General features: G+C 57.0%; 1 rRNA gene. It reads left to right on the forward strand.

The features are described 5' to 3' along the window. Positions 1–119: 119 nt before the first annotated feature. Positions 120–3,228, forward strand: a 23S ribosomal RNA gene (locus ACFY23_RS31705). Positions 3,229–3,257 lie beyond the last annotated feature (29 nt).

Genomic DNA, 3,257 nt, shown 5'->3' on the forward strand with positions numbered 1-3,257 from the left:
GGTTGCCAGGCATGGCCTGGTCTCGCATACCGGTCGCTGTGGTGATGCTGGTGTGAGGCGGTTCGGGTTGTGGGTTGGTCGTTTGTTGAGAATTGCACAGTGGACGCGAGCATCTTTGTGGTCAAGTTGTCAAGGGCGAACGGTGGATGCCTTGGCACCAGGAGCCGATGAAGGACGTGGGAGGCCGCGATAGGCCTGGGGGAGCTGTCAACCGAGCTGTGATCCCAGGGTGTCCGAATGGGGGAACCCGGCATCAGTCATGTGGTGTCACCTGCACCTGAACACATAGGGTGTATGGAGGGAACGCGGGGAAGTGAAACATCTCAGTACCCGTAGGAAGAGAAAACAAAGAGTGATTCCGTGAGTAGTGGCGAGCGAAAGCGGATTGAGGCTAAACCGGCTGCGTGTGATACCTGTCAGGGGTTGCGTGGTCGGGGTTGTGGGACCCTGCTGAGTGTACTGACATGCACTCGAGGAGTTACAAAGCCAGTTGCTAGCCGAACAGTCTGGAAAGGCTGACCGTAGGCGGTGATAGTCCGGTAGGTGAAAGTGGCTGGTCTTCTGTGGGTGTTCCCGAGTAGCGGCGGACTCCTGAAATCTGCCGTGAATCTGCCAGGACCACCTGGTAAGCCTAAATACTTCCTGGTGACCGATAGCGGACGAGTACCGTGAGGGAATGGTGAAAAGTACCCCGGGAGGGGAGTGAAATAGTACCTGAAACCGTTCGCCTACAATCCGTCGGAGCCTTGCGGGGTGACGGCGTGCCTTTTGAAGAATGAGCCTGCGAGTTAGTGGCATGTGGCGAGGTTAACCCGTGTGGGGGAGCCGTAGCGAAAGCGAGTCTGAATAGGGCGATTCAGTCGCGTGTCCTAGACCCGAAGCGGAGTGATCTAGCCATGGGCAGGCTGAAGCGCGGGTAAGACCGCGTGGAGGGCCGAACCCACCAACGTTGAAAAGTTGGGGGATGACCTGTGGTTAGGGGTGAAAGGCCAATCAAACTCCGTGATAGCTGGTTCTCCCCGAAATGCATTTAGGTGCAGCGTCGCGTGTTTCTTGCCGGAGGTAGAGCACTGGATGGTCTAGGGGGCCCACAAGCTTACCGAAATCAGCCAAACTCCGAATGCCGGTAAGTGAGAGCGCGGCAGTGAGACTGCGGGGGATAAGCTTCGTAGTCGAGAGGGAAACAGCCCAGATCACCAGCTAAGGCCCCTAAGCGTGTGCTAAGTGGAAAAGGATGTGGGGTCGCATAGACAACCAGGAGGTTGGCTTAGAAGCAGCCACCCTTTAAAGAGTGCGTAATAGCTCACTGGTCAAGTGGTTCCGCGCCGACAATGTAGCGGGGCTCAAGCACACCGCCGAAGCTGTGGCATTCACATTTTTACTTCGCGGCGCCTTGATGTGCCGTGCAGGTGTGTGGATGGGTAGGGGAGCGTCGTGCCGCGAGTGAAGCAGCGGGGTGACCTAGTTGTGGACGCGGCACGAGTGAGAATGCAGGCATGAGTAGCGAAAGAAGGGTGAGAAACCCTTCCGCCGGATGACCAAGGGTTCCAGGGCCAGGCTAATCCGCCCTGGGTGAGTCGGGACCTAAGGCGAGGCCGAGAGGCGTAGTCGATGGACAACGGGTTGATATTCCCGTACCCGCGAAAGAGCGTCCCTGATGAACCTCGTTGTGCTAACCACCCGATCTGTGGGCGGTCTTCGGACCAATCATGGGGAGCGTGGGAACCTGGCGGGTAGTAGTCAAGCGATGGGGTGACGCAGGAAGGTAGCTGAGCCCGGCCGGTGGTTGTGCCGGGGTAAGCGTGTAGGCCGCACCATAGGCAAATCCGTGGTGCATGGAGGCTGAGACGTGATGCCGAGCCGATTCAGGTGAAGTCAGTGATCCTATGCTGCCGAGAAAAGCCTCTAGCGAGTTCTTAGCGGCCCGTACCCCAAACCGACACAGGTGGTCAGGTAGAGAATACCGAGGCGATCGGGCGAACTGTGGTTAAGGAACTCGGCAAATTGCCCCCGTAACTTAGGGAGAAGGGGGGCCGGAGACGTGAAGCCCCTTGCGGGTGGAGCGTTGTATGGCCGCAGAGAGCAGGGGGAAGCGACTGTTTACTAAAAACACAGGTCCATGCGAAGAAGTAATTCGATGTATATGGACTGACGCCTGCCCGGTGCTGGAACGTTAAGGGGACCTGTTAGCTCTTCGGGGCGAAGCGGAGAACTTAAGCGCCAGTAAACGGCGGTGGTAACTATAACCATCCTAAGGTAGCGAAATTCCTTGTCGGGTAAGTTCCGACCTGCACGAATGGCGTAACGACTTCCCCACTGTCTCAACCACAGGCCCGGCGAAATTGCATTACGAGTAAAGATGCTCGTTACGCGCGGCAGGACGGAAAGACCCCGGGACCTTTACTATAGCTTGACATTGGTATCTGAGTTAGCTTGTGTAGGATAGGTGGGAGCCGGTGAAGCTCATACGCCAGTATGGGTGGAGGCAATCTTGAAATACCACTCTGGTTGATTTGGGTATCTAACTTCGGACCGTTATCCGGTTCAGGGACAGTGTCTGGTGGGTAGTTTAACTGGGGCGGTTGCCTCCTAAAGGGTAACGGAGGCGCCCAAAGGTTCCCTCAGCCTGGTTGGCAATCAGGTGTTGAGTGCAAGTACACAAGGGAGCTTGACTGTGAGACTGACAGGTCGAGCAGGGACGAAAGTCGGGACTAGTGATCCGGCACTTGCGTGTGGAAGCGGTGTCGCTCAACGGATAAAAGGTACCCCGGGGATAACAGGCTGATCTTCCCCAAGAGTCCATATCGACGGGATGGTTTGGCACCTCGATGTCGGCTCGTCGCATCCTGGGGCTGTAGCAGGTCCCAAGGGTTGGGCTGTTCGCCCATTAAAGCGGTACGCGAGCTGGGTTTAGAACGTCGTGAGACAGTTCGGTCCCTATCCGCCGTGCGCGTAGGATACTTGAGAAGGGCTGTCCCTAGTACGAGAGGACCGGGACGGACGAACCTCTGGTGTGCCAGTTGTCCCGCCAGGGGCACGGCTGGTTAGCTACGTTCGGAAGGGATAACCGCTGAAAGCATCTAAGCGGGAAGCTCGCTTCAAGATGAGGTATCCCACCATCTTCGGATGGGTAAGGCCCCCAGCTAGACGACTGGGTTGATAGGCCGGAAATGTAAGCTCGGTAACGGGTTCAGTTGACCGGTACTAATAGGCCGAGGACTTGACTACTAAGCTGCTACGCGTCCACTGTGCAACTC

Origin of the sequence: Micromonospora sp. NPDC000121, from assembly GCF_042899165.1 — a bacterium.
Classification (GTDB): Bacteria; Actinomycetota; Actinomycetes; order Mycobacteriales; family Micromonosporaceae; genus Micromonospora.